Origin of the sequence: Rhabdochromatium marinum, assembly GCF_016583795.1 — a bacterium.
GTDB classification, from domain to species: Bacteria; Pseudomonadota; Gammaproteobacteria; order Chromatiales; family Chromatiaceae; genus Rhabdochromatium; species Rhabdochromatium marinum.
In genome coordinates this window covers 1-24803 of the sequence record NZ_NRRS01000044.1, presented here as the reverse complement: position 1 = coordinate 24803, position 24803 = coordinate 1, and the positions used below count along the sequence as shown (strand labels likewise).

At 59.6% G+C, this 24803-nt stretch carries 27 protein-coding genes; 15 read left to right on the top strand and 12 right to left on the bottom strand.

From position 1 onward, the window contains the following. Window positions 1-37 precede the first annotated feature (37 nt). Window positions 38-1342 (top strand): HDOD domain-containing protein, encoded by a 1305-nt coding sequence (locus CKO36_RS12550; protein ID WP_200284400.1) that lies wholly within the window; start codon window positions 38-40, stop codon window positions 1340-1342. 10 nt (window positions 1343-1352) lie between these two features. Here the strand turns inward: CKO36_RS12550 and CKO36_RS12545 are convergent, their stop codons facing one another. From CKO36_RS12545 to CKO36_RS12500, 10 genes are all read right to left on the bottom strand, one after another. Continuing rightward, a complete protein-coding gene (locus tag CKO36_RS12545) occupies window positions 1353-1655 on the bottom strand; it encodes a hypothetical protein (protein WP_200284399.1) in 303 nt (100 codons plus the stop codon). A 103-nt stretch (window positions 1656-1758) separates the two neighbouring features. Next, window positions 1759-2058 (bottom strand): hypothetical protein, encoded by a 300-nt coding sequence (locus tag CKO36_RS12540; protein WP_200284398.1) that lies wholly within the window; start codon window positions 2056-2058, stop codon window positions 1759-1761. A gap of 72 nt (window positions 2059-2130) precedes the next feature. Next, window positions 2131-2802 carry an ankyrin repeat domain-containing protein gene (locus tag CKO36_RS12535; RefSeq protein ID WP_200284397.1) on the bottom strand — a complete coding sequence of 224 codons (672 nt, stop codon included), beginning with the start codon at window positions 2800-2802 and terminating at the stop codon, window positions 2131-2133. Continuing rightward, a complete protein-coding gene (locus tag CKO36_RS12530; protein ID WP_200284396.1) occupies window positions 2799-3050 on the bottom strand; it encodes a BolA family protein in 252 nt (83 codons plus the stop codon). Before CKO36_RS12530 ends, CKO36_RS12535 begins: the two co-directional genes overlap by 4 nt. 47 nt (window positions 3051-3097) lie before the next feature. Continuing rightward, window positions 3098-4414, bottom strand: coding sequence for a homoserine dehydrogenase (locus CKO36_RS12525; protein ID WP_200284395.1), 1317 nt, complete (start codon window positions 4412-4414; stop codon window positions 3098-3100). A gap of 17 nt (window positions 4415-4431) precedes the next feature. Further along, window positions 4432-5640, bottom strand: a complete 1209-nt coding sequence (gene alaC / locus CKO36_RS12520; protein WP_200284394.1) for an alanine transaminase — start codon at window positions 5638-5640, stop codon at window positions 4432-4434. 125 nt (window positions 5641-5765) lie between these two features. After that, the gene (dtd, locus tag CKO36_RS12515) at window positions 5766-6203 is read right to left on the bottom strand and encodes a D-aminoacyl-tRNA deacylase (protein ID WP_200284393.1); all 438 of its coding nucleotides are present in this window, start codon (window positions 6201-6203) and stop codon (window positions 5766-5768) included. After that, the gene (gene pip, locus CKO36_RS12510; protein WP_200284392.1) at window positions 6200-7153 is read right to left on the bottom strand and encodes a prolyl aminopeptidase; all 954 of its coding nucleotides are present in this window, start codon (window positions 7151-7153) and stop codon (window positions 6200-6202) included. Before pip ends, dtd begins: the two co-directional genes overlap by 4 nt. Before the next feature lie 16 nt (window positions 7154-7169). After that, window positions 7170-8165, bottom strand: a complete 996-nt coding sequence (locus CKO36_RS12505) for a hypothetical protein (RefSeq protein ID WP_200284391.1) — start codon at window positions 8163-8165, stop codon at window positions 7170-7172. Between the two features lie 63 nt (window positions 8166-8228). Next, window positions 8229-8405 (bottom strand): hypothetical protein, encoded by a 177-nt coding sequence (locus tag CKO36_RS12500; RefSeq protein ID WP_200284390.1) that lies wholly within the window; start codon window positions 8403-8405, stop codon window positions 8229-8231. A gap of 567 nt (window positions 8406-8972) precedes the next feature. Here CKO36_RS12500 and CKO36_RS12495 point away from each other — a divergent pair. The 5 genes from CKO36_RS12495 (at window position 8973) to CKO36_RS12475 (ending at window position 14915) form a co-directional block, all read left to right on the top strand. Then, complete coding sequence (locus CKO36_RS12495) at window positions 8973-9344, top strand: type 2 periplasmic-binding domain-containing protein (RefSeq protein ID WP_242469580.1); 372 nt, start codon at window positions 8973-8975, stop codon at window positions 9342-9344. Then, entirely contained in the window at window positions 9341-10570 is a 1230-nt protein-coding gene (locus CKO36_RS12490; RefSeq protein WP_242469579.1) for a hypothetical protein, read from the top strand. The genes CKO36_RS12495 and CKO36_RS12490 overlap by 4 nt, the downstream gene beginning before the upstream one ends. An 18-nt stretch (window positions 10571-10588) precedes the next feature. Beyond that, window positions 10589-13012, top strand: a complete 2424-nt coding sequence (locus CKO36_RS12485) for a bifunctional diguanylate cyclase/phosphodiesterase (RefSeq protein WP_200284389.1) — start codon at window positions 10589-10591, stop codon at window positions 13010-13012. 79 nt (window positions 13013-13091) lie between these two features. After that, window positions 13092-13838, top strand: a complete 747-nt coding sequence (locus CKO36_RS12480) for a ferredoxin--NADP reductase (RefSeq protein WP_200284388.1) — start codon at window positions 13092-13094, stop codon at window positions 13836-13838. Window positions 13839-13904: 66 nt separating this feature from the next. Continuing rightward, window positions 13905-14915, top strand: coding sequence for a CobW family GTP-binding protein (locus CKO36_RS12475; protein WP_200284387.1), 1011 nt, complete (start codon window positions 13905-13907; stop codon window positions 14913-14915). 125 nt (window positions 14916-15040) lie between these two features. Here the strand turns inward: CKO36_RS12475 and CKO36_RS12470 are convergent, their stop codons facing one another. Next, complete coding sequence (locus CKO36_RS12470) at window positions 15041-15880, bottom strand: TOBE domain-containing protein (protein WP_242469578.1); 840 nt, start codon at window positions 15878-15880, stop codon at window positions 15041-15043. A 163-nt stretch (window positions 15881-16043) separates the two neighbouring features. On the opposite strand from CKO36_RS12470, the gene CKO36_RS12465 reads away from it, so the two are divergent. The 7 genes from CKO36_RS12465 (at window position 16044) to modD (ending at window position 22289) form a co-directional block, all read left to right on the top strand. Further along, window positions 16044-16478, top strand: a complete 435-nt coding sequence (locus tag CKO36_RS12465; protein WP_242469577.1) for a TOBE domain-containing protein — start codon at window positions 16044-16046, stop codon at window positions 16476-16478. A gap of 417 nt (window positions 16479-16895) precedes the next feature. Further along, window positions 16896-17603 (top strand): molybdate ABC transporter substrate-binding protein, encoded by a 708-nt coding sequence (gene modA, locus CKO36_RS12460; RefSeq protein ID WP_200284386.1) that lies wholly within the window; start codon window positions 16896-16898, stop codon window positions 17601-17603. Between the two features lie 8 nt (window positions 17604-17611). Continuing rightward, window positions 17612-18970 carry a porin gene (locus tag CKO36_RS12455; RefSeq protein ID WP_200284385.1) on the top strand — a complete coding sequence of 453 codons (1359 nt, stop codon included), beginning with the start codon at window positions 17612-17614 and terminating at the stop codon, window positions 18968-18970. A gap of 7 nt (window positions 18971-18977) precedes the next feature. Further along, complete coding sequence (locus CKO36_RS12450) at window positions 18978-19643, top strand: molybdate ABC transporter permease subunit (protein WP_200284384.1); 666 nt, start codon at window positions 18978-18980, stop codon at window positions 19641-19643. Then, window positions 19643-20719, top strand: coding sequence for a sulfate/molybdate ABC transporter ATP-binding protein (locus CKO36_RS12445; protein WP_200284383.1), 1077 nt, complete (start codon window positions 19643-19645; stop codon window positions 20717-20719). The genes CKO36_RS12450 and CKO36_RS12445 overlap by 1 nt, the downstream gene beginning before the upstream one ends. A 20-nt stretch (window positions 20720-20739) precedes the next feature. Continuing rightward, window positions 20740-21201: a hypothetical protein gene (locus CKO36_RS12440; RefSeq protein ID WP_200284382.1), complete on the top strand. Its 462-nt coding sequence runs from the start codon at window positions 20740-20742 to the stop codon at window positions 21199-21201. A 224-nt stretch (window positions 21202-21425) separates the two neighbouring features. Further along, a complete protein-coding gene (modD, locus tag CKO36_RS12435) occupies window positions 21426-22289 on the top strand; it encodes a ModD protein (protein WP_200284381.1) in 864 nt (287 codons plus the stop codon). Window positions 22290-22376: 87 nt separating this feature from the next. Here modD and CKO36_RS12430 read toward each other — a convergent pair whose 3' ends face one another. Next, window positions 22377-22943, bottom strand: a complete 567-nt coding sequence (locus CKO36_RS12430) for a CHAT domain-containing protein (RefSeq protein ID WP_200284380.1) — start codon at window positions 22941-22943, stop codon at window positions 22377-22379. Between CKO36_RS12430 and CKO36_RS12425 the strand changes: the two genes are divergently transcribed. Both CKO36_RS12425 and CKO36_RS12420 read left to right on the top strand, forming a co-directional pair. Next, the gene (locus CKO36_RS12425; RefSeq protein WP_200284404.1) at window positions 22927-23514 is read left to right on the top strand and encodes an IS607 family transposase; all 588 of its coding nucleotides are present in this window, start codon (window positions 22927-22929) and stop codon (window positions 23512-23514) included. The two genes, CKO36_RS12430 and CKO36_RS12425, sit on opposite strands and share 17 nt — an antisense overlap. After that, on the top strand, window positions 23511-24803 hold a 1293-nt coding region (locus tag CKO36_RS12420), incomplete at its 3' end, for an RNA-guided endonuclease TnpB family protein (protein WP_200284379.1). The genes CKO36_RS12425 and CKO36_RS12420, both read left to right, overlap by 4 nt.

Below are 24803 nucleotides of genomic sequence, written 5' to 3'. Positions count from 1 at the left end.
CACAACCGGCATCACTGGATGCGCTAAGATTGATGGCATGTCAGCCCCGTTTCGCTTACTGATTGCTGAAAATAACCCCCAGTTTGTCCACGAGCTGGAGCAGTTACTGCGACGCGCCCTCCCCGATGCGATCCTTGAGCGTGCCACGGACGGTCAGGATGCCTGGAAGCGGGTCCGGAACGACAGCTTCGACATGGTAATTGCGGACTGGAATTTGCCCTTGCTCTCCGGCGGCGATCTGCTCCTGAAGCTGCGCGGGCATTACAAGACGCGTGATCTGCCCTTTATGATGCTCACCGGCCGAGCGGATCGCATCAGTGTGATGTATGCCCTGCGTGCCGGGGTGACGGCCTATATTATCAAGCCCTTTGAGCGCGGATATTTTATCCAGCGGGTCGATCAGCTGCTGGCGCTGCGACGCGAAGCCTTACGCGCCATGGAAAGCGAGAGTGGCCCCAATGCCGAACTGCATCAAAAAGCCTTACGCCAGCGTTCGCTCAACGATGTGCTGCGGCGCATTCGCCGTGGTGATATTGTTTTGCCGGTTTTGCCAGAGATCGCTTTCAAAGTCAATGAAGTGGCCCGCAAATCCAACGCCACCATTCAGGAAATTGCCAGTCTAATCAGCCGGGATGGCAGCGTCAGCTCCAAACTGCTCGCCATTTCCAATTCGGGGTACTATCGCGGCGTGCGGCGTTTTAATACCACCGAAGAAGCGGTAATTCGCCTCGGGTTTCGCCAAACCCAAAACTATGTGATGACCATCACCACCCGGGGGCTGTTTGAGGCGGAAGACCCGTTTTTCAGCTCACTGCTCAAACAGCTGTGGGTTCATTCCCTGGCCACGGCAGCAGCGGCGCGGGCCATCGCCAGGCAGACCCGCAAGCTGAACCCGGATGTGCTCTATGGCAAGGGCTTTTTACACGACATCGGCAAACTGTTGCTATTGCATACCGTGGCTGGCATGCCCCAAAGCCATCTGGGTGATGACGGTATTTATGAAGTGCTGGATACTATGCACACCGAGTATGGCGCCGCTTTGCTGAAACACTGGAAGTTTACACCAGATGCGATTGATATTTGCCTGCAACATCACGACCTGGGGGACACGAGCCAATGGCCGCTGGATCTGCTCACCGTCAGCTTCGCCAATGTGTTGGTACGCGAACTCGGTTGGAGCCTGCATCGCAAAGATGACGCACATCCGGCCCAAGCAAACATGGCGCTGCATTTGGGGCTGAATGAGAACGCCATCGCCGCCGTCCTGGAGGAAACCCGCGAGTATGTAAACAAAACCAAGCTCATGATTTGGGGCAGCCTGGAAGCACCGGACAAACTCTAAAGCAGCCCCCTCAGCTGGCCAGGGTTCCAATCACCACGATACCGGCATAGACAGCAAAGAGCGGCAATGCCAGTAGCAAGGCGGCGCCACTCAGCAGGCGAGCGGCGGTGTGTTTTGTCAGTGCCAAGGCCGCCAACAGGAGTGCGACGGCTCCAACAGCAAAGCCAGAGAAAAACAGCCCCTGGATGCACCCCGTCTGACAGGCGCGTTCCGCCAAGGCGGTTCCGGATAATAGGGTCATGCCAATGAACAGGGTAAGCACCCAGCCCAGTACGGCCAGCACCAGCGCCGAGGGAGCGGCAACTTTTATCATGATTCGCCTCCGTTGTTGTGAAAAAAGGCCGCTCATGCATGCCCGGCTTGCGCGATCCCTAAGGCATGCGCTTGAGCCGCCGTTGGCTGATTTGCTTTAAGCGTTAGGCTTGATCGCTGTCCTGTGTCAGCCAGCCTTGCAAGGCATCAATCAGCCCCTGTGCCTGGGCGGCACTGGAGATATTGAACTTGGATTGCTGGCGATATTCACCATTGCGCTTTTGATAGCGTCTTATAGTGTATTTATCCGGGCTATAAGCCTCTTTCCTGCCATCCCAGTCCTGATAGCGATAGACAATGGTCGTCCAGCTGCCCTTGGACAGAATGACTTTATCCAGTTCTTTGGGCGTTTCGATGCCATCTTTGACATCGGTGATGGTGAGGTCTTCGACCTTTTCTGCCATGGTGCTTGTTCTCTTGTTAAGTGTTGTGGCGGATGCGTCAACGACAGTGGCTGGCTGTTCTGAATTGCGCACTCAGCGCTCGGCGCCATAGGTTTCCAGCATGCGCACCAGATTGGGATCACTATCAGCCGCTTGCGCCATGTCAAGCGCGGTATCACCGGACTTTGCCACTCGATTGACATCCGCCCCAGCCTGCAACAGCCATTTGGCAATCTTCAAGTGGTCCTCCATCACCGCCCGATGCAGAGGCGCCAGACCATCCGGCCCCAGTTGATTAAGATCAACACCGCGACTCAGCAGCAACTCCAGCGTATCACGGTCGAGATCGCCCGCAACCGTCAGCTGTCTCAGCAGCACTTGCACATCATCCTGCGCTCCCCGCTCCAGCAGCAAATCCGCCGCCGGTGCCCGACCATTGGCCAGCGCACTATAAAGCGGCGTATGCCCAAGCGGATCGCGCACATCCAGACGCGCGCCATGATCCAGCAGGTCACGCGCGATGCTAACCCGCCCGGCCGCCACAGCCACCTGCAAGGGGTAGTGTCCATCCGGCCCGGCCTGATTCACATCGGTGCCCCAATACAGATGCCGCTTGATCTGATCAAGATCCCCCGAATGAATGGCACGGTAAAAATTCATCGTCGGCGGCGCCGGCTCTGTACAGCCAAGCAGCCAACCAGTCAGCAGGCCAGTCAGCAGAATGCCGATCAGTACCCGGCCTGGAACTGGAGCGGGTTTAGTCAAGACAGCGACGGCTCAGCAGCGGCAGCCTGGGCGGGCGTCAGGGCTTTAATCGACAAGGCATGCAACTCACCGCTGGTAATCTGCTCGCGCACGGTATCCATGACCAGACGCTGCTTCTTAATGGGGGTCAGCCCCTCAAAAGCCGCGCTGATCACACTGGCCTCGAAATGACTGCCATCGCCCGTGACCTGCACCTCAGCCTCTGGCAAGCCGTCACGAATCAAGCGTGCAACGGCCTCTGTTTCCATCGTTCATCCTCCCCTGCTGTGGTCGCCAAGTCCAATGCGCTCGCGTCTCAGCCTTCCAGAGATTCCATGCGAATCCGCGCCACTGGACCCTGCACGGCCTCCAGGGCTTCAATGCGCGCCATGGCGCGATTCATATCACCCTCTGTCACCCGATGCGTGAGCATGATCAGGGAGACATGGGTGTCACCCTCACCGGGCTCTTTCTGCTTAATGGCTTCAATGCTGATGCCCTCCTCGCCCAGAATGCCGGCGATGGCCGCCATGACCCCGGAGCGGTCGAGTGCCGTCAGGCGCAGATAGTAGGCGGTTTCGACCGCTTCAATCGGCAGCACCGGGGTATCGGTGAGTTCGTCAGGCTGGAAGGCCAGATGCGGCACCCGGTTGTTCGGATCGCTGGTCAGGGCGCGGGCAATGTCGATCACATCCGCCACCACCGCCGAGGCGGTCGGCAGTGCACCCGCACCGGCGCCATAATAGAGTGTCGGGCCAACCGCATCGCATTTGACCAGCACCGCGTTCATCACCCCATCGACATTGGCAATTAGCCGGCGCTGCGGAATCAGCGTGGGATGCACCCGCAGCTCGATACCGGCGGCAGTGCGTCGTGCGATGCCAAGGTGCTTGATGCGATAGCCAAACTCGGCGGCATAGGCGACATCCTGGGGTTCGATTTTGGAAATGCCTTCAGTAAAGGTTTTGTCGAACTGCAACGGAATACCAAAGGCCAGGGAACCCAGGATGGTGAGCTTGTGCGCCGCATCAATGCCTTCGACATCAAAGGTCGGGTCCGCTTCGGCATAGCCAAGTTGCTGAGCCTCAGCCAGCACCTCAGCAAATGCGCGGCCCTTGTCGCGCATCTCAGTGAGGATGAAATTGCCGGTGCCATTAATGATGCCGGCAATCCATTCGACATGATTGGCGGCCAGCCCCTCGCGCAGAGCCTTAATGATGGGAATTCCACCTGCCACGGCAGCCTCGAAGGCCACGGTGACCCCCTTGGCCTGAGCGGCAGCGAAAATTTCATTGCCGTGCAGGGCAATCAGCGCCTTGTTGGCCGTGACCACATGCTTGCCATTCTCAATCGCCTTCAGCACCAGCTCGCGCGCCGGCGAGTAGCCGCCAATCAGCTCAATAACGATGTCGATGTCGGGATCATCGACCACCGCAAAGGCATCATCACCGATGGTGTCAATGCGCTCCAGCCCCGGAATACGGCTCGCATCGTAGTCGCGTGCGGCCGCATGCGCGATGCGAATCTCGCGCCCGGCACGACGGGCAATTTCCTCGGCATTGCCCGTCAGCACACTGACGGTGCCACCGCCAACGGTACCCAGTCCCAGGAGTCCAATCTTGACAGGCTCCAATTGCTTTACTCCTCTGTTCAAGTAGTGACGCCAAGGCGCGCGTCCTCGCGCAGCATCTGTTTAATGCCCTTGACCGCCTGGCGCGTGCGATGTTCGTTTTCGATCAGTGCAAAACGCACATGATCATCGCCGTAGTCACCGAAACCGATACCGGGGGAAACCGCCACCTTGGCATCGCTGAGCAGCTTTTTAGAGAATTCCAGCGAGCCCATGGCGCGGTATGGCTCCGGAATGCGCGCCCAAACAAACATGGTCGCGCGTGGCTTCTCCACCGGCCAGCCAGCCGCTTCCAGCCCTTCACAGAGCACATCACGGCGACTTTGATACTGATCGCGAATCTCCGCCACGCAGTCCTGCGAGGACTCCAGTGCGTGAATGGCGGCGACCTGAACCGGCGTGAAGGTGCCATAGTCCAGATAGGATTTGATCCGTGCCAGAGCTGCAACCATGGTCGGATTGCCACACATAAAGCCAATGCGCCAGCCCGGCATGTTGTAGCTTTTGGACATGGAGAAGAACTCGACCGCGTAGTCCAGGGCGCCTGGCACTTGCAGAATGGATGGGGCTTGGTAACCGTCGAAGACAATATCGGCATAGGCCAGATCATGCACCACCCAGATGCCATGCTCGCGGGCGATCTCGATGACTTTCTCAAAGAACTCCAGCTCGACACACTGGGTGGTCGGATTGCCGGGAAAATTCAGCACCAGCATCTTCGGCCGCGGCCAGGAGTCGAGAATGGCACGCTGGAGTTCCTCGAAGAAGTCCACCTCGGGTGTCAATTTGACGTGACGAACATCAGCTCCGGCAATGATAAAGCCATAGGGATGAATCGGATAGGCCGGATTGGGCACCAGTACAGTATCGCCTGGGGCCATGGTAGCCATGGCCAGATGCGCAAGTCCTTCCTTGCTGCCGATGGTGACAATGGCCTGGCTGTCCGGGTCCAGGGTCACCTGATAGCGATCCTGATACCAACGGCAGATGGCGCGGCGCAGGCGCGGAATGCCGCGCGAGACTGAGTAGCGATGGGTATCGCGGCGCTGGGCGACCTCAACCAGCTTATCGACGATGTGCTGCGGCGTAGGCTGATCAGGATTGCCCATGCCAAAGTCGATGATATCCTCGCCCCGCGCTCGCGCCGCCGCCTTCAACTCATTGACAATATTGAAAACGTAAGGCGGAAGCCGCTCGATGCGGTGAAAATTGGACTGCGGCGCGAGCACGAAGGAACCTCTCTTTATCAAAAATTAAACTGAAAAACTGGTGCAGTGTAGCGTGCACCGCGCTGGATTCAAATGATTCAAGGCTCCCGGAGATACCCAAGGGACTCAGCCGGGTCGCCAAGAGGTCAGGATTCAAGCCAGAAGGTCACCGGACCATCGTTGGTCAGACTCACCTGCATGTCAGCGCCGAACTGCCCGCTGGCAACCGGCTGGTGCTGCCGCTGGGCGCACTGCAGCAGGTGCGCAAACAAAGCCGCGCCCAGCGCGGGAGGCGCTGCGCGGGTAAAGCTGGCACGCGTGCCCTTGCGGGTGTCAGCGGCCAGGGTAAACTGAGGCACCAGCAGCAGCCCGCCGCCAGTGTCGCGTAGGCTCAAATTCATACGCCCATCGGCATCGGCAAACACCCGGTAGCCGAGCAACCGCTCCAGCAGGCGTTCAGCGCGTGCCTCGGTGTCTTCGGGTTGCACGGCCACCAGCACCAGCAAGCCCGCAGCAATGACGCCGATCTGGGCTCCGGCTACCTGCACCTGCGCCTGAGAGACGCGTTGCAACAGGCCGATCATGCCCGGGCAGCGGCGAAGGCATCCGTCGCCGCCACCAGCGCCCGCGCTGTGGCAGGCTCAAACGCCGCATGCCCGGCATCGGGAATGATGTTGAATTCCGCCTCGGGCCAGGCCTGATGCAGTTCCCAGGCCGAAGCCATCGGGCAAACGCTATCATAACGGCCATGCACAATGACCCCGGGGATGTTGCGCACAGCACCGATGTCACGCAACAGTTGATCGGGTTCCAGAAACGCCTGATGCAAAAAGTAATGGCATTCGATCCGCGCCAGCGCCAGTGCAAAGGCGTCGGCGGCAAAGCTGTCGCGCAATTCGCGATTCGGCCACAGAGTCGAGCAGCGTCCTTCCCACAGCGACCAGGCGCGCGCCGCCGCCGTCTGCTCCGCACCTGAGGGGCCAAACAGCCGCTCGGCATAAGCGCGCAACAAGTCAAGATGCTCAACGGGCGGAATGGGGGCGAGAAAATCCTGCCAGTAGTCTGGGAAGATACGGCTCGCGCCCTGCTGATAAAACCAGTGAATCTCCTCTGGCCGGCACAGAAAAATACCGCGCAACACCAGAGCTGAGACTGCCTCGGGATGATGTTCGGCATAGGCCAGCGCTAGCGTCGAACCCCAGGAGCCGCCAAACACCAGCCAGCGCTCGACCTGTAAGTGGGCGCGCAAGCGCTCAATATCGGCCACCAGATCCCAGGTGGTATTGCTATCAATGCTGGCATGGGGCGTCGAGCGCCCACAGCCGCGCTGATCGAACAAAATGATGCGGTAACGGTCGGGATCGAAAAAACGTCGGTGCCCGGCGCTGCACCCGGCACCAGGTCCTCCGTGCAGAAAGAGCGCCGGCTGCCCGGCCGGGTTGCCGCTTTGTTCGATATAAAGTTGATGCCCCGCGCCGACATCCAGAAACTCCGTCGTATACGGCTCGATGGCGGGGTAAAGACTGTCCTGCATTGCCAGATTCCCCGGCTCAGTTTGATTTTGCGGTGACGCCCAGAGCCGTGCGGCTCGGGGGGTCGGAATTGCGCGCTGCGATGCGCATCGCCGTCGTACAGTTGGCCAGCTCCGAGACAGCCAGGGCACGCAGACGCACCTGCTCGGCATGCAGCGCATCGGGCGGCGCGGGAGAGTCCTCCAGCATCGCCGCTGCCTCGCGCAGATCGATGCACCGTTGCGCGTCATCGGCCACCAGGGTGGCACGAAACAGGCGTGCCGAGGCGCCGTAGAGAAAGCCCAGCGCATTATCCGGCACCTCCGTGCGCGCGGCATCGGCGGCCTTGAGCAGCTTGTTGTTTTCGCGTCCAACACGCGGCTGGCCAACGGTGTCATCCAGACGATTGCGGCGTTCGCTCAGCGTCAGCAGCAGCCCGCCGTGCAACGCCAACCGACGGTTGCTGCCCTGCTCAGACGCTGACAGCACCAGGGCCTTTTGGTAATGGCGTTCGGCGCAATCGAGCAGTCGGCGCATGTCGCTGTCGCGGTTGGAAACCGTCAGCGGACATTCAATCGCCTGGCGCAGGCATGCATCGGCTTTGGTTGCCTCCTGCTCGGCGCAATCATTGCCAGCGTCATCACCCTGACAGCCTGTCTTGAACAAGCTCGCAAAAAAGCCACCGCTGTTACCACCGCCCTGACCGCCGTCGGACGCAGCAAAAGACGCCGGCTTTACGTTCTTTGCGTTATTCGATTCCCGCTCGGCATCAGCCAGCGCGCCTGGCTCCAGCATCGCAACCGATGTCCCCTCACCCTGCCCCAGCAGGGACGAGGGCGACAACAGTGTCTCGCACCCGGTCAGTAAAAGTAACAACGCCAGACAGCTGCTCAACCTCGCGCTGTAGCGGCCCCAGGCACGACTGTGGGTACAAAGGCCGCAGGAGGATTTCAATAACCAAGCGTCTGCCGTCAGCATCCAGGATTTGACCAGGTTTGAGGTGGTAAAAGTGAAGGGCGAGAGCAGTAAACGCAAGCGACTTAACTCAAGCCGCTCGCGCACGCCTGAAGACCTTTGGCGCCCGCCCGCTGCGCTGAATCAAGATTGCGAGGTACGCTCACCAGGGCAGATTGTGGTTTCCAGGAAGAAGGCCTCGTGCCAGGGAACCTCAATGCCACAGTCGTATCGCAGTTTTACTGCATGGGAATGGCCAACAAAAAAGAACCAACCGGCACCAATCAGCAGAATCACGATCACAATTAGCATATCTTTCATAAGAGAAAATCCTCAACTTGGGTTCTGACATCCACAGCGAACTCAGACATCGGACGACTCCCAGCCAGTTGCCTGCTGACAGCCGTCGATCAATAAGGAACGATCCGCACCGCCTTGTGCGGCTTGAACCCTGAAAGATAGCCCAGGCATCCCATCGTAAGCAAGATTTTGTGTTCTGTTTTTTTCCGCGCAAGGAGAATGAGTTGCCCCGCTCATCCCGGCAAGCCACACATCAACAGTCTTTTTGAGTTGCCTGAAGACGGCAATGCCATTAGCCTTAACAGCCGTTTGATGCGATTTTAGGGACTTGATGCAGCACCGCGTGATGACGCGAACCTCCTGTGCCGCTGGCCTGACCCACATTGACACCGTGCTTGCAACCATCTAATCACCAACGGCCCGGATGAGCTAACCCCGCTTTCAATGGCTCCTTTCGCTCAAGATTGCAAGCGCTGTTTCAAGGCATTCGTATTCGCAACGCTCACAGCACTCGTCGCTGTCTCCAGTTCAGCGGTCGGTGCCGGCCGAGGCTGGATTTGGTTCGGGCTGCTGTATGCGCTCCTGGCTATGCAGCCAAACCATGCACAGGATGTCATCGTCAATCGGGATGTCAACATCGACAGCCTCGACCGCAACACAGCGCGCCTGCTGATCACCATGCGCATGACAGAGTGGCCGGACAAACGTCCGGTGACTGTATTCGTGCTGCCGGACAAGAACCCGCTGCATCAGAGCTTCGCCAAGCGCATCCTTGATGTCTACCCCTATCAACTCAGAAGCACCTGGGATCGGCAGATCTTTTCAGGCACCGGACAAGCCCCACAACAAGTTGCCGATGAACAGGAAATGCTTCAGCGCGTCAGCCAAACAGGCGGCGCCATTGGCTATATCGGCGCACCGCCAGATTCCGCTGCGGTCAAAGTTATCAAGGTCGAATGATGGGATTTCAGCCACGCATACACCTCGCGGCTCCCCTCCCCCTGCTGCTGGCCATGCTGCTGACCGGCCCCGGGCTGGCGGCCGCCCAGTCAGAACAGCGCTTCGGCGAGCGCCTGCAAATCCACGGCTTTGCCAGTCAGAGCGCCATACAAACCAGCGCCAATCGCTACTATGGCGACAGTCCGGATACTTCGTTTGATTTCACCGAGATCGGTCTGACCGCTTCGTTGCGCTTCAGTCCGCGTCTGCTGCTGGCCGCGCAGGTGCTATCACGCCGTGCCGGCGACATGGGCGACGGCTCGCCCACGCTCGATTTTGGGCTGGCCGACATTAACCTGGCGAGCAATGCCGACTATCGTGCCGGAATCCGGCTCGGGCGCATTAAAAATCGACTGGGCCTCTATAACCAGACCCGTGACATGCCTTTCACCCATCCGGGGATTTTTCTGCCGCAGGTGGTGTACTTCGACAAGGTACGCAACCTGATTCTGTCAGCAGATGGTGTGCTACTCTATGGCGATCTTTACCGGCCTTTTGGCCACCTCGCCGCCACTCTGGCGATTGGAGCTCCAATTGTGGATGAAAACGTCGAAGCCGCCTATCTGGTCGGCGATTTCAATGGCACCATCGAGACCAACGGCAACAGCTGGCTGGCAAGTCTGTGGTTTACCTCAGCCAGTGAGCGCCTCCAGCTGGGTTTAAGCGGAGCCACCGCCTCCTTGCAATACGACCCCCAACCCGACGCTATCTGGCCACTGGATCCCGGCACTGTTGATCTGCTCTATGGTATTGCCTCTGCGCAATACAACGCCGAGCGCTGGAGCCTGACCGCCGAATACATGGTCGAGCCGATCAAGCGGCGCGATTTCGGCCCGGTGCGACCTGACGGTGACCTCAACGCTGAGGGGTACTACGCGCAGGCCACCTATCGACTCCTGCCGCATTGGCAACTCATGCTGCGCTACGAAGAAGGCTTCGCCGACCGCGATGATCGCGACGGGCGCACCCTGGAACAGCAATCCCTGGGGGCCATTCCAGCCAAGAAGGCCTCATCACGGATTCTCAGCCTGGGACTGCGCTGGGATATCAGCCGCCAATGGATGCTGCGCACGGAGTATCAGCGTCATATCGGTAACTTCATTTTGTCCGAAATCGAAAACCCCGATTTTTCGCGCTTCGACAAACACTGGGATTTAATTGCCATTCAAGCCGCGTTTCGTTTTTAACCAGACAGTGGCCATCTCTTGAGTCAGCGACTTAACCTACCCATCAAACCTGCACAGTGGTTCCTCAGTCTGCGCTGGAAGCTGTTTCTCGGCATCAGTCTGATTCTCATCCCGATGGTGATCCTGCTCATCTTCTACGCGCGCACCAACCTGATCCATCAGTTTGAACAGGATCAACGTCGGTTGCGGCAGCATCAGACCACGCTACTCCTGACCTTGATCAGCGAACGCTATCAGCACATGGCACGACTTGCCAGCCTGATCCCCAACCTGGCCACTTGCGATCAGCGTCATCAACCGACAGCACCATACGCCGACTTGGTCGAACATCTGCGTCAGGTCATAGAAATCGAAGGCGGTGTCTTTGATCTGGAGTGGGATATCCGCACAGTACACTGGCTCCCAATCAATGGCGCGCCAACCGCCCTCTGGCCCTCACCCAAGGCTCCCTTGCCGCTGTCGCTGATCACAGATACGCGTGCAACCCCCGAGCAAATCACACAACGCTTGCTGTGCAATCAACACGACTGTCGGCAATACGTCAGCTCGCCGGTACTCTGGCATGGCAAAACCGCCGGTAGTCTGGTGCTCGGGTGCGGGATGGCCAACATCATGCTTGCGTTCACCAACCTGACCGGGGCTGATCTGGCCATTGCCACGCCAACGCAGCCACTTCGGTTTCATGGTGCCACCCAGCCGCACACCATGCTGCCACTGCTGCAATCCCTGCCACCAGCGGCCTTACTCGCCAGCCAAGCCCAGCAACCACTGGAGATCCAATCCGCCGCTCACTGGTACGAAATCTTTCGCAGCCATCCGAATGGCGAGGGCCTGAGCGCGTTCATCATCAACTCAACCACTGCCAAGCATCAGCGCATCCAACAGATGGCGCGTAACAGCCTGCTGATCGGGCTGGCCGGTTTGCTGGTCAGCGAGGGGCTGCTGTTGCTGATCATGCATGGACCAGTTCGGCGCATTCGCGCCCTGTCGCGCCTGTTACCGCTGTTGGCGGAAAACCGTTTCGAGACCCTGGCGCAACGTCTGCCCCGCACCGACAGACGCATCGGCTGGTGTGATGAAATCGACGCCAATATCGAAGTCGTCGGCACCCTCAACCAGCGCATGGCACAGCTACAAGCCGAGCGCGAAGCCGCCCAGCGGCAGTTGCACTGGCTGGCCGATCATGACTCCCTGACCGCCCTGCTCAACCGTCGCCGCTTTAACCAGGAACTTGCCCAAGCGATCGAACACAGTCTCCATAACAGCACCCAGGGTGCGTTGCTGTTTATCGATCTCGACAACTTCAAGGATGTTAACGACACCAGCGGCCATCAGGCGGGTGATCGGCTGCTGAAGCGGATTGCCAAAAAGCTGACTGCCGCCCTGGGGTCGCGCGGCTATATCGGACGATTCGGGGGCGATGAATTCGCCATGTTGCTCCATCCGATCGCGGCGCCGGAACTCGTGGATCTGGTCAAACAGTTCCAGGACCAGGTGAACTCAACCAGCGTGCGCACCGGCACCCACCGCCATCAGGTCACCGCCAGCATTGGGATCGTCTTCTTTCCCGAGCATGGCACCGACACCCAGGCCCTGATGGCCAAAGCCGATCTGGCCATGTATCAGGCCAAAACCCAACGCCATCGCGGCAACTGGCATGTCTACTCAGAGAGCGACATGACACGCGATCAGGCCTGCGCGCGCGTGCTCTGGACCCGTGAGATCATCCAGGCCCTGCGCGACAACCGCCTGCATCTGTATTATCAGCCGATTTTGTCCCTGGCCGAGCAACGTATCTGGCGCGCCGAGGGACTGCTGCGCATGACCCTGCCCGATGGGCGGCTGGCCAATCCCGCCGAGTTCATCCCAGTCGCCGAGCGTTCCGGACTAATCTCGATCATCGACCACTGGGTCATCGTCGAGGCCATTCGTGTCCTCGCCGAGCATCCGCGCCTCGCGCTCTCTGTCAACCTGTCGGCCAAAGCACTCACCGACCCCACCCTGGATGCCGAGCTGATGCAGCATCTGAACACCGCCGGCATCGACCCGCAACGCCTGACACTGGAAATCACCGAAACCATTGCCATTGACAACGTCGAGACCGCCATTTTGCGCATGAACAGCATTCATGCCATCGGCTGTCACTTCGCGTTAGATGACTTCGGCAGCGGCTTTGCCTCCTATGCCTATCTGAAGCAACTGCCGGTCGATGATGTCAAAATCGACGGCAGTTTCATTCGCCATCTTGATCACAACGCTGAAGATCGCATCTTCGTCAAGGCCGCCGTCGAGATGGCGCATGCCATGGGCAAGAAAGTCATCGCCGAGTTTGTCGAATCAGAAGCCATTCTGCGCGTCCTTCACGAACTTGAGGTTGACTTTGCGCAGGGCTATTACATTGGCCGCCCGGTGCCGGAACTACCGCCCAGCATTTTCGAGTGAGCCTCCATTTGAAAAATACGCACTGCAACCAAACCTCTGCCAGCGGAAGAGTCCCGCACCAACACAAGAGAACATCCCTATGACGGAAGACTGGATCGAAGGACGAGTCGTTGAAATAAAACATTGGAGCGACAATCTCTACAGCCTGAAGATAGACGCCCCACTCGCGCCCTTCGTCGCCGGCCAATACATCAAGGTTGCATTGGACATTGGCGAAAACCGCATCGGGCGCCCCTACTCATTGGTCAATGCCCCGGATGAACGTCCGCTGGAGATTTATTTCAACGAAGTACCCGATGGCCCGCTAACCCCGCGCCTATCGGATCTGCACCAAGGCGACCGACTTTGGGTCTCGGCACAGGCCAATGGTGTCTTTACCATGGGGAATGTCGTTGCGCGTCGCGATCTATGGATGATCGCCACCGGCACGGCACTGGGCGTCTATCTGTCAATTCTCAAAACAGCCGAGCCCTGGGAGAAATTCGAGCGCATTATTCTGGTGCAAGGCGCCCGTCATCGCGGCGAGCTGACATACCCGGAAACCCGAGCCAGACTCAAAGCGCAATACGGCGATCGCTTCACCTTTGTCTCCACCCTGACCCGCGATCAGCAACCCGAATCCCTGCAAGGCCGCATCACGCAACTGCTCGAACAAGGCTCACTCCAGCAGGCCGCCGACCTCGATATTAGTGCCGAGCACAGCCACCTGATGCTCTGCGGCAACTCCGCCATGATTAAAGAAGTACGCGCCTGGCTCGAAGAACGCGGCCTGCATCGCCACAAACGCACCCAGCCGGGTCATTACACCACTGAGCAGTACCACTGATAGCTCCGCGACCCCCCCCCTCTATTACAGCGTCCGACTGGAGGCCACATAAAGAACACATGAGACATGAAGGCTAACAAGCGACTCTCAAATATACCAACTAACGTTATCACGGGCTTCCTCGGTTCTGGAAAGACCTCCGCCATTCTACATCTACTGAAGAATAAACCTGTCGATGAAAAATGGGCTGTTTTAGTCAACGAGTTTGGCGAAATCGGTGTGGACGGCAGTCTACTTCAAGGCCGACACCGTGAAGAACATGGTGTATTTGTCCGCGAGGTTCCTGGTGGATGCATGTGTTGCACGGCGGGCTTACCTATGCAGATAGCCCTAAATCAACTGCTCACCCATGCACAACCTGATCGGCTCCTGATTGAGCCGACCGGATTGGGGCACCCTATTGAAGTGCTTGGCATACTTTCCGGTGAGTACTATCAAGAGAGCCTTTCCATCCATAACATTGTGACCCTCGTCGATGCCCGCCGCCTTGCTGACAAACGCTATACCGACCACGAGATCTTTAATCAGCAAATCGCTATCGCTGATATCATCGTGGGCAACAAATCAGATCTGTACCAGGAGGCTGACCAAAAAGCCTTGCAAGCCTACGTATCAGAACAAGGCGCCCCACATGCGCAACTGTTGATTACACAACAAGGCTGTCTGGACTTGCCCTTGTTGCAAGGCGCGACACGCTTTGCCAAAGCAGCACGGTCTCATCACCATCACCATCGAACAGAACAATCCGCTTCAATTGCCAACATGCCAATTCCCCAATCCGGTTATATCAGAGTGGACAATCAGGGAGAAGGTTTCAAGAGTATCGGTTGGAAATTTGCACCACATCGGGTATTTAATCGCGATCAATTGGTTTCATTTTTGAGCGGACTCAATGTTGAGCGCATGAAGACTGCCTGCATTACTGACAGCGGCATGTTTAGCTACAATTTAACCACGGATGGTTTCAGCGAAATAATGCTCGATCAATGTGCAGAAAGTCGAATCGAGATTATTGCACTAGACATAGATAGCACATGGGAACAGCAACTTTTAGACTGCATCACATCGAATGAGTAGGGGTTCCAGCGCACTGATCCCAACGTGTGCGTTGAGGGCGTTACGATCCGCCTCGAAGCCCTGAAAGGCGAGACCGCGTTGTTCGCCGGTGACTGGACAGACACAGTGAACCGAGCCCTTTTCAGCTAGACACAGCTCGCCAAAACCACACTGGAGGCCCGGAACACCGCGCAGGCACGGCAACCGGGTTGGAGCTCGAGCCGCTCCAGGGCGACACGCGTGATCACGGCGGCCAAACTCAAGCCATCGGATAAACTGAGGGTGACTTCGGCGTCGACGCCGCCTTCATGAATACGGCTGACCACGCCCCACAGCTGATTGGTCGCCGAGATCTGCGGTGGCTCACCCACGGCCAGGAGGATCTCGGTGGCCTTGACCAAGGCATGAACCTCCGCCCCTGGTCGCAGGGCGAGGCGCTCGGCGCTCTCGCGGGTAAGCAGCACCGTCAGCTGATTGGTGTCGTTGAGGCGCACCCCGGCCTCGGCGCTAACGCTGTCCGTGGTCAATTGCACCAGGGTGCCAACAAAGCGATTGCGCGCGCTGGTGTGCATCGACAAGCGTCGCAGCAGGGTGCGGAAGGCCTGTTCATCGCCATCGCTGACCTGATCCAAATGCCCGGCAAGGCGATCAAGAGCTTGCTGGAATTCGTGCTCGACGGCGCGATACAACGCAATGAGCCGTCGGCCATGCGCAGTCAGTTGGGTGCCGCCGCCCGTGCGACCGCCGATGGCGCTCTCAACCAGCGGCTGTTCGGCGAGATTGTTCATCGCGTCCAGCGCATCCCAAGCCGCCTTGTAGGACATCGGCAGGGCCTTGGCCGCCTGGCTGATCGAGCCATGGCGATCAATGGCCTCCAGCAGCCGAATACGCGAATCGCCGAGCAGATCGCCAAGCTCGGTCGCCAGCGACAATCGTCCCAGCAGACGCGGCGGATGGTGGTTTTTTGAGTGCATATTGAGCGACATGGGCGAAAAACCAGTGGCTCCAATAGAGCAAATGCCGGGCCAACCTGAAGCGCGTTCGGCTTACAAGGAAGCAACGTCGTTACTTAGGCTGCCAGGGTTGCGCACCGGCAAGCGGGTGCGCTCGTTCCGTAGTGCATGTCCGTTTGCCCATTCCACGAGGTTCATGATGTTAAAAATCAGCGCACGCAATCAGTTCTCTGGCAAGGTTCAGTCAATCAAGCTCGGCGCCATCAATGCCGAGGTGACCTTAGCCTTGCCAAGCGGCCAGGAGCTTGTCGCCATTGTCACCAATGAGAGCGTCAAGTCTCTGAATTTAAAGGAAGGCTCCGAGGCCATCGCGCTGATCAAGGCCCCCTCGGTGCTCGTGATGACCGACAACCCCAGAGTCCGGCTGTCCGCGCGCAACAGCCTGAGCGGCACGGTGACCGCCTTAACCAAGGGCCCCATCCATGCCGAGGTCACTATCACCCTGGCAGCCGGCGAGACGGTGCACGCCACTATTACCCACAAGGCCTGCGACGCACTGGGGCTGGTGGAAGGCATGGCGGCCACCGCTGTCATCAAGGCCTCGCAGGTCGTCCTCGGCGTCCCTACCTGACCCCGTTGTATGCGCTAAAATAGAGCGCATCCGACCCTAGCGTGAGGGAGCTTGCACCGTCAAGGTACAGATACCCTGCGCAAGGCACGCTGGCAGCAGCCAATTTTTGATGATCGCCGAGCATTCCGCGCGTCTTTGCGTGTGTAGCGTTATATACAATTGTAAATAGCTAACCGTCAGCTTTGCAACATCCGCTGTCCCGCTCGCTTCGCCGTTTCGTGGCACACCATCTCGCCTTTACGCCATAAACTCTATTGAAACAATCTTTTGTGCGCTCACGCGTCGCAGTGATCTGGGGCTGGCACGAATGTCGCTTACCCCTCGGCATCTTTGCGTCATGCGCTATTTTTTATAGATATAGCGGTGTCATGCCGCATGGGGTTCCAGCTTTTCGTCGATAGCAAGAGGTTCTGTTTCATGAAACTGTTACTGATGGTGTTTGGTTTGGCGCTGTCGCTGCCGGCGCTGGCCGATGGGCTGCTCGTCGCGGCGGGTGCCGGCTACAAAAAGCCCTTGACCGAAATCTATGCTGCCTTCACCAAGGAGACCGGCATCGGTGTCAATGCGGCCTTCGGCAACATGCAGCAAGTATTGGCGCAAACCCGCGATAGTGGTCGCGTCGATCTGGTCGTTGGCGAGCGGGGTTTCCTCCAGAAGAGCGGACTGTTCGAGCGCCTCGAGCCACTTGGGACAGGTCGGCTGGTGTTGGCCTATGGTCAGCGGCGGCTTGCAAGCTGGCGCGATCTCGCGGATCCATCGATCGAACGCATCGCACTACCTGATCCGAAAAAGGCCATCTATGGACGCGCCGCCACGCAGTTCCTCGAGCGTAGCGGGCTGATGCCAGAGGTCAAGAACCGGCTGATGACGCTGGCGACCGTGCCTCAGGTGTCGGCCTACCTGCTGGCCGGCTCCGTTGACCTCGGCTTCATCAATGTCACCGACGCCCTCGGCATCGCCGACAAGATTGCCGGCTTCGACGAGCTGCCAAGCGATCTCTATGACCCACCTCGAATCGTGCTAGCCTTCCCTACCTCGGCGCCGCAGAGCGATGAAGCCGAGGTCCTCGCCGCCTTCGTCAAGCGCGACCAGGCCCGCGCCATCTTCAAGCGCTTCGGACTGTGAGCCGCACGATGAAGGCGATCGTCAAGATGCCACCGCTAGCGTCACAAGGCCCCTCACTGGTCCGCAGACTCGCGGTTGTCGCGCTCGCCGCAAGCCTGTTCGTACCCTTGCCAAGCCACGCCATCAACTGGCTCATCCTGCAGGGCACCGAGCCGCCAAACAGTCCCAAGACCTTCCGGCCTTGGGGCTTCGTACAGCTCGAGTACCAGAGCACTAACGGAACCAGACTCCAAGCCGGACCCTGGCAGGGACAGCCGATGTTCGCGAACCTGATCGGTCCACAGAAGGACGCCTCGAGTGAATGGCTGATCAAACGCGCACGCGTCGGGGCGCGCGGCCTTGTGCCGGGGCTGCCGGCGCTGAATTACGCGCTGGCGGTTGATGCCGGCACCAATGCCGCGACCGAGAACGCGACCAGCGTCCAGCTCATCGACGCCAGCCTGACCTACAGCCTCAACCCCGTGCTGCGCCTCCGCGCTGGCCAATTCAAAACTCCAGGCAGTGACGAGGGCCTGCAGCCTGCCTACCGCCGCGACTATGTGAATACCAGCCAGGTCGTGAACCAACTCATCAATGAGACCTTCTTCAACGGCGATGGCGCAGCACCAAACACGCCCAATCGACCGAACGGCGCGCGAAGCATCTACCACGACATCGGCATCCAGCTGTTCGGTGTGCTGCCCCAGGGTGGCAAGCAGTGGGAGCATACCTATGCGGTCATGGTTGGCAACGGCAATGGCATCGCCCGGCCCGATAACAATGCCTACAAGGATCTCTACCTGTACTGGTCGACCGAGCGCATCTTCGGTGGCAAAGGGGGCAAGCGCGACGGCCTCAAGCTGTTCGGCTGGTGGCAGCAAGGCATGCGGACGCTGACCGAAGCTGGGGCCGCAGCTGGCAATTATCTGCGCACGCGCTACGGTGGCGGTGCGGTGCTGCGGCACAAGCGCTACCGGGTCTCCGGCGAGCTGATCGGGGCCGAGGGCATGATCGTCAATGGCACCGATGGTGGCGCCGTGCCCGGACATCTCGATAATGCCGGTAACCGCTTGGCGTCGTACAACCTGCTGCCAGACGGCGAGGCCAACGGCTGGTACCTGGAAGGCGGTTTCGAGATCCTGTCGAACCTGGAGCTGGACCTGCGCTTCGATCGGCTCAATCGCGGAACCGAAAGCCGCGCCACCGAGCGCCGCTTTGACACCTGGACCCTGGGCCTGCAGTACCACATCGACACGCGTTGGCGCCTGATGGCCAATTACCAATGGCGGGATGCCAAGGCGCCGGGGCTCACGAATAGCGCCGTGCCCAACCGCATCCTCGACGGATTCGACGACCTCGTCGCCGTGCAAATACAGGCCGTCTACTAATCAGCTCATGGGCGCGATCCTCAGCTGCTCGCCGGCCGCCTTAACCCTCAGCCTCAAGGTGGCCGGCGTCGTCTTGCTGCTGTTTCTGGTGGTGGGCATCGGTCTCGGCTATGCACTGAGCCGTCCCTTCCCGCTACGCGGTCTGGTCGATGCTTTGGTGTCGCTGCCACTGGTCTTCCCGCCCATCGCCATCGGCTTCTTCTTACTCCTCTTGCTCGGCCGTCACGGTCTGGTCGGCGGCCCATTGCATACCGCCACCGGCTGGGATCTGGTGTTCTCCTTTCACGGCCTGGTACTGGCTGCCTTCATCGCCGGGCTGCCGCTAGTGGTCAAGCCGATCCAATCGGCGATCGAGGGCAGCGCCCACGAGTTGGTCGAGGCCTCCTACACCCTCGGCAAGGGCCGCCTGGCGACCCTGGTGCTGGTGGTGATCCCGGCGGTGCGCAGCAGCATCATCGCTGGGCTGACCCTCGGGGTTGGCCGCTCCTTCGGCGAGGTCGGCATCACACTGATGCTCGGCGGCAACATCATCGGCTCCACCGAAACCCTCTCGCTAGCCATCTACAACAGCGTTCTCGATGGTGATTTCAACTGCGCGACGCGGCTCTCGCTGCTGCTGGGCGCGGTCTCTCTAGCACTCTTCATGCTGCTACGGCGGCTAGGGCGACTCTGATGCCAGATCTCGACGCACACTTGGCGCTGCACCGCAACCGCTTCGCGCTGGATCTCGCCATCCGCATCCCGGCGCAGGGAATCACCGCCGTGCTCGGTCCTTCCGGCGGCGGCAAGACCACGCTCTTGCGCCTGCTGGCTGGGCTGGAGAGGCCCAGCCACGGGCACATCCGCCATGGCCAGCATCGCTGGCTGGATACCGCCGCAGGCATCGACGTGCCCACCCGCCAACGCCGCGTCGGCTTCATGTTCCAGCACTACGCCCTGTTCCCGCACCTGAGCGTGGCAGGCAACATCGCCTTCGGCCTGCCGCGTCGGAGCGACTGGCGTACTCACGTCAGGTTCTGGCTGGACCGGCTCGGACTCTCGCCTCTCGCGGACCGACGCCCCAGCGCCCTATCGGGCGGCGAGCGCCAGCGCGTCGCCCTGGCTCGAGCGCTGGCCCCGCAACCGACGGCACTGCTGCTCGACGAGCCCTTCTCGGCGGTTGATGCCAGCCTGCGGCAGACACTGCGGCTGCTGTTGCACGAGCTGGTCGCGGAAACCCAGGTGCCAACGCTGCTGGTCTCCCATGACATCGACGACGTGCGCCAGATCGCCGACCGAGCCGCAGTGATCATCGACGGCAAGCTACGCCGCTTTGGCACCACCGCCGAGGTCTTCACCGACCCGGGCGACGCCGAGGTGGCGAGGATACTCGGATGGCACAATCTCTTGCCCATTGTCCGCTGGGATGGCCAAGCGGCGGTAGGGAACTGGGGTGCCCTGGATATCGAGTCACCCGCTGCAACCGCATGTCCGGGAATGCTGGCCATCCGGCCCAATGGCCCACGCTTGGACAGCGGGAACGACACCGGGCAGGGACTGCCCGTCGAGATCCAGCGGGTAATTGAGATGGATGGCTATCGAGCCGTGTTCTGCCACTTAAACGACCGCTCCAGGCTACGCATCCACCTTGGCGGGCGAGAGGCGCTTCCTGCGCTGGGACGCGCGCGACTCTCGATTCCGCCCGAGTGTATTCGGCTGTTGCCGCCGGGGCGCAGACCTTACACCAGTGTTATCAACCGCCGCGCCTGACTGATCACGAGGATTTCATCATGCGCTTATCACCCGCTTTCTGTGCCTATGGCAAGGCTCAACGGCAACGCTATCGAAACCACAGCATTGCCTGCCAACCCCAGTGGTCAACCGGACTTCCAGACGCATGGCGAGCGCGCGTTGTCATCCCTTGCAGATTCAAGGTGTATCGAGATTTCGAGATGCCGGCCAGACAGGTACTCGGCTTTGACGCTTATGACAGGATCTGCTTTCGCGCCTATGACTATCGCTTGCTCGATCCCTATTCGGACGACGATGAGGAGTTCTACACACTACTGACCTATGGCGAATCAGCCGCAGGGTGGCGACTCAAGGATCGCGGCTGGCTCCTGTATCGCCGAGTGCAATCCGACCTCGCGGAGGATCCTTGGAAAGAGGAGTTTCGTTGGGTGGCCGACTGGGCCAAACAAGATAACAATGGATACGAAATCAGGACGCCAACGCCGGCATTGATGGCGTGATCCCCAGCCATGCAGCATCATTTGGACGTCGCAAGGCATGATGAATGCCAGATGGAACATCTGGCGGAAGATGGCGGTTCAGCAGCGGATTGTGGAAGCAGGCCGACTCGACCCAAGCTCCAGCCAGACTGCTGCTTGCGCAACCTCGTTGTCAATTACAGCCACTGTACTCATCCTGCGACAGGTTCAAATATCTTCCAACGCACGCGGACCCAAAAGGTTTTATGATGTCTAATCTACCCCCTGTGCTCAGCGACCAGCAACTGCACGCCCTATTAGCCGAAGACGTTCCCTTCGGCGATCTGACCACCGAATCGCTCGCCATCAGCGCCAAAACCGGCAGCATCCGTTTCTTCGTCCGCGATCCGATGACCGTCTGCGGTGTCGAGGAAGCGGTGCGACTGTTTCAGCTCTGCGGCGCCGAGGCCGAGGCGCACGTTACCTCTGGCGTCGAGGCCGCGCCAGAAACGCTGCTGCTCGAGGCGCACGGCAGCGCCAGCGCGCTGCATCAAGGCTGGAAGACGGCACAAACGCTGATGGAATGGTGCGGCGGCATCGCGAGCAGCGCCGCCGCCATCGTCGCCAGCGCCCGCCGCGGCGATCCAGACGCGATGGTCGCCGGCACCCGCAAGAACGTCCCCGGCAACCGCCGGCTCGCAGTCAAGGCGTTCAAGGCCGGCGGCGCAGTGATGCACCGCAATGGGCTGTCCGAGACCTTGCTGATCTTCGCCGAGCATCGGCAGTTCCTCGGCGATGAGCCACCGGCCGAGACGCTCGCCCGACTGCGGCGACAGTGCCCGGAAAAACGGGTCGTGGTTGAGGTCGGCTCGCTTGAGGAGGCGCTGCGCTGGGCCGACACGGATGTGCTGCAGCTCGAGAAGTTCAGTCCCGAGCAGGTTGCCGAGACGGTCGCGGCACTCGCCGAGCGCGGCTCAAGGGCTGTGATCGGCGCCGCCGGCGGCATCAATGCCAAGAACGCCGAAGCCTATGCGTGCGCCGGTGCCCGTCTGCTGGTTACCACGGCACCGCACCTGGCTCCGCCCCGGGACGTTCAAGTCCGCTTCTCGACAACAGCCACAGAGGTATGAGGTAGACTCGCCGAACGCGAACCGATAAAGCGTCCCATCGTCGCCCACCGCACGGAGAGTGGCGGACTTCGGTTTCTAAGCGGTGCGCTATCGCCCCTCAATCAGAACGTAGGGCGCCCAATAGCGTGGATCGCTGCGCCTGGGGTCTCCGCTGCGGATCCAGGCGAGGCGGGTCTCCTGCAAGGCATCGGCGGGGTGGCGGTTGGCGTCTGAGAACCAGTTGGCGTAGAAGTCCTTCATAAAATCGGCGGCCAGGCGGTCGTTGAGAGGCCAGAGGGTCATGAGCAGGTTGCGGGCACCGGCAATGCGGAAGGCTCGCACCAGTCCATAGACACCCTCCGAGTAGTCCACCTCGCCCTTGCCGGTGTCGCAGGCCGACAGCGTCACCAGCTCGGTGCCTTCCAGGTTCAGGTCTTGGGCCTCCAGGGCGTAGAGGATGCCGTCCTCCCCGGCGGGGCTCAGGCTCCCCGTCATGCCCTGGTTGACACCGGCCAGTGCCAGGCCGGCCAAGGTCAAGGGCCGCTCGGTGCGCTCCGCGTTGCGGGTGAACTGGCGGGAGCGCGACTCTAGTCTTGCAAAAAATACACGATAGTGTATTATTGTCTCATGGAAAGCACCATGAGTACAGGCGAAGCGGCTGGGCGTTTCGGTCAAGACGTTGCAGCGTTGGGAGCGCGAGGGTCGTCTTATTCCCGTGGCGCGCACCGACAGCAATCGCCGTCTCTACACCGAGGATCAGTTGCAAGCGTTCATCGGATGGCGACAGGCGCCCGAGAGTCCAGCGCGGCTGGTGGCGTATTGCCGGGTCTCATCGGCCGCGCAGAAGCCAGACCTGGGCAATCAGCGCCGAGTGCTGGAAGAGTTTGTCGTGGCGAGAGGTTTGGCAAACGTCGAGTTCGTGGAAGAAGTCGGTGGCGGCCTGAACTTCAAGCGCAAGCGGTTTGTGGCGCTGATGGATGAGATCGGTCAACGGAGCATTCGCACGTTGATCCTTGCTCACAGGGATCGGCTCACGCGCTTTGGGTTCGAATGGTTCGAGCATTATGCCAAGACACACGGCTGCGAGATTTTGGTACTGAATCAAGAACGGCTTTCGCCCGAACAAGAGATGGTGCAGGACTTGATGACCATCGTGCATTGTTTTTCGTCGCGGTTGTATGGATTGCGTAACTATCGCAAAAAGCTCAATGAGGCACTCGGTCAGGACCAGGATAAAAATCAATGAAAGTCACCCGAATTCTCAATGCCAAAAAGACCAACAAAGGCAAAATCGCCGCTCTGAGCGAGCAGGCGCAACGCCTTGGCGAAGTGCGCTCCGAGGTCTGGCAACGCTTTGGTTCGATTCGTGGTGTTGTGCTGTCGGATCGCCAAATCCGCGACCAATGGCTCAAGGATCAGCGCGCCTTCCCGGTCTTAGCCAATGCCTGGAAAGAAACCCTGCGCGATGCCAAGGGCGACATCACTGCCTATATGGAAGCGGCCAAGGTCAAGGCGCGCCGCTGCATCTGGCGTCACACCCAGGACAAGACCGAGCAACAGCGCTTGTTCACCGCGCTCAAGCGCAACGAATGGAAGAGCGACGCCTATCTGCGCCGGATCATGCGCAAGCATTGGCATCGCGGGCACAACCACACGCACAACCAAATCATCGTCCGTGCGGATAACTACACCACCTTCCACCTCGGCGGGCGCGCCTGGATCAAGATCCCCGGCCTGATCAAAGGCCAACGCATCGCCATTCCGCTCAATACCAGTGTTGCGCCTACGGGCACATTGCGCATCATTCTTAAAGACGATGATCGGATCGAAGTGCATTACACCGTCGAAGTTGCCGTCAAACAGGATTGCGGTACGCAAACGCTGGGGGTCGATAAAGGCTACACCGAAGTCTTGGTCGATTCCGACGGCGAGCACCACGGCCAGGAACTGGGCCGAATACTGACCGAGCAATCCGACACACTCAAAGCCAAATACCAGCGCCGTGCCAAACTGCGTGCGCGTGCCAACAACACCCGCAACCCGCGCAAGCGCGAGCACATTCGCCACTTCAACCTCGGGCGCAAGAAACTCCACCGGCAGATGGACAAGACGCACGCGCGCATCCGCGATCTGGTGTTTCAGTCGGTGAACAAAGTGGTCGACAAAGCCGCCGTCATTGCGGCGGAAGACTTAACCGCTCCGATGGCAGGCAAGTCCTTCGGCAAGAACGTCAATCGCCGGCTGGCCAGCTGGACGAAAGGCGTCATTGCCGAAGCGCTTGACAGCGTTTCAAACTGTATAGGTTCTACGGTCGTTCTCGTTAATCCTGCTTACACATCGCAAATGGATTCCCGAACCGGTTGTCTTGATGGCAAGCGGAAAGGGGATCAATTTCACTGTTCCGACGGGGTTGTGTTGCAGGCTGACGAGAACGCTGCGCGAAACGTTTTAGCCCGATTGACTGACCCGGACATTGAGCGGTTCACCCCGTTCAAACGGGTCAAGGCGATCTTGTTGGAACGGACTGAGCGCCTC